Source organism: Acidovorax sp. HMWF018, assembly GCF_003061035.1.
GTDB classification, from domain to species: Bacteria; Pseudomonadota; Gammaproteobacteria; order Burkholderiales; family Burkholderiaceae_C; genus Acidovorax; species Acidovorax delafieldii.
In genome coordinates, this window is the sequence record NZ_QAIM01000607.1 from 1 (window position 1) to 1,916 (window position 1,916).

Sequence of the window (1,916 nt, forward strand, 5' to 3'; positions counted from 1 at the left end):
ATCACCACGGTGCTGGATGCGCTGGGCGTGGGCGAGGCCGATATGGACAGCCTGCGCGGCAGCGCCTGGAACCGCGTGCTCGACACTATCGATACCTGCACCGAGCGCAACCTGCTGCGGGCCGACCACCACCTGCATGTGCGCTGCGAGCTGCCTGCGCCCAACACCATCGACCTGTTCGAGCCCTTCCACGGGCACCCGCGCCTGTCGTTGATCTCGCTGATGGACCACACCCCAGGTCAGCGCCAGTGGGAGAACATCGAGCAGGCGCGCACCTACTACACCGGCAAGAAGGGCTGGAGCGCCGAGAAATTCGAGCGCCAGGTGGCGCACGCGGCCACGCTGCAGGCGCAGTATGCCGAGCCACACCGTGCGTACTTTGTGGATTACTGCCGCACACACGGCATCTCGCTGGCCAGCCACGACGACACCACGGTGGCCCATGTGGAGCAGGCCCATGCCGAAGGGGCCGCGATGTCGGAGTTCCCGACCACACTGGCCGCAGCCCAGGCTGCGCATGAGCGGGGGCTGCTCACCGTGATGGGCGGGCCCAACGTGGTGCGCGGTGGTTCGCATTCGGGCAACGTGGCGGCGGCCGACTTGGCGCGCAGGGGGCTCTTGGACATCCTCTCGTCCGACTATGTGCCCGGCAGTCTGCTGAGCGCGGTGATGCGGCTGGTACAGGACGACATCCTGCCCCTGCCACAGGCCGTGGCCACCGTCACCCGCAACCCGGCCAAGGCGGCGGGCATGCTGGATCGGGGCGCGCTGGCGCCCGGCCTGCGCGCCGACTTGGTGCAGGTGCACATGGCCGAGCTGCCCGATGGCGGCCGCCAGGCCGTGGTGCGTGGGGTGTGGCGCGAAGGGCAGCGCGTCCTTTAGAGCGCGTGCAAGTCTTTCCTGACATCCAAACTTCTCCCAACTGTCAAAGCACTGTCACGCCCCACTACCACACTCCGGTTGTCTAGACGACTTAACCCCCAGGAGGCTGCCATGACCGCCGCACTGCACATCCACCAACTGAACAAGCATTTCGCCAACGGCAAACACGCCCTGCGCGACATCAACCTCACCGTGCAGCGCGGCGAGATGGTGGCGCTGATTGGTGCATCGGGCTCGGGCAAGTCCACCCTGCTGCGCCATGTGGCGGGCCTGGTGATGGCCGATGCGGCCAGCGATTCGCTGATCGAGGTGGATGGTCGCTGCGTGCAGCAGGGTGGGCGCATCCACAGCGACATCCGCAAGGTGCGTTCGCAGGTGGGCTTTGTGTTCCAGCAGTTCAACCTGGTGGACCGCTTGCCGGTGTTGATGAATGTGCTGGTGGGCCTGCTGCACCGCACGCCCTGGTGGCGCGGCTGGCTGCGCATGTTCAAGCCGCAGGAGCGCGCACTGGCGCTGGAAGCGCTCCACCGCGTGGGCATTGCCGAATGCCATGCACAACGTGCTTCCACCCTGTCCGGCGGGCAGCAGCAGCGCGCGGCCATTGCCCGCACGCTGGTGCAGGGCGCCAAGGTGGTGCTGGCCGACGAGCCCATCGCGTCGCTCGACCCGGAGTCCTCGCGCAAGGTCATGGACATCCTGGCCCGCATCAACCGCGAGGACCGCTGCACCGTCATCGTGTCGCTGCACCAGGTAGATGTGGCCATCAAATACTGCCCCCGCGTGGTGGCGTTGCACCACGGCCAGGTGGTGTACGACGGCCCATCGGCGGCCCTCACGCCCGCACTGCTGCGCAGCCTCTATGGCGTGCACGCCGACGAAATTCTGTCGGATGCAGCGGGTGCCCCACCAGCACCCGTGCATGCCCCAACACCCGTCCCGCAGTGGACGCCCGCCATGGTCTAGGCCGCCTGAACGGTCTTTTGTTTCTTTTCAATTCCTTTCTCTGGAGTTTTCAACATGTTCAAGAAACTGTG

At 66.4% G+C, this 1,916-nt stretch carries 2 protein-coding genes; both read left to right on the forward strand.

Features of this window, described 5'->3' with window-relative positions; genetic code table 11:
- Nucleotides 1-882 (forward strand): alpha-D-ribose 1-methylphosphonate 5-triphosphate diphosphatase (locus tag DBR23_RS25910; protein ID WP_108500006.1); only part of this gene is annotated, 882 nt, incomplete at its 5' end.
- Nucleotides 883-993: 111 nt separating this feature from the next.
- Nucleotides 994-1,845, forward strand: coding sequence for a phosphonate ABC transporter ATP-binding protein (phnC, locus tag DBR23_RS25915; RefSeq protein WP_108500007.1), 852 nt, complete (start codon nt 994-996; stop codon nt 1,843-1,845).
- Nucleotides 1,846-1,916 lie beyond the last annotated feature (71 nt).

Bases quoted from the DNA above. Each gene is read 5' to 3' on its own strand.
- phnC (WP_108500007.1), top strand. From the start codon at position 994: ATGACCGCCGCACTGCACATCCACCAACTGAACAAGCATTTCGCCAAC.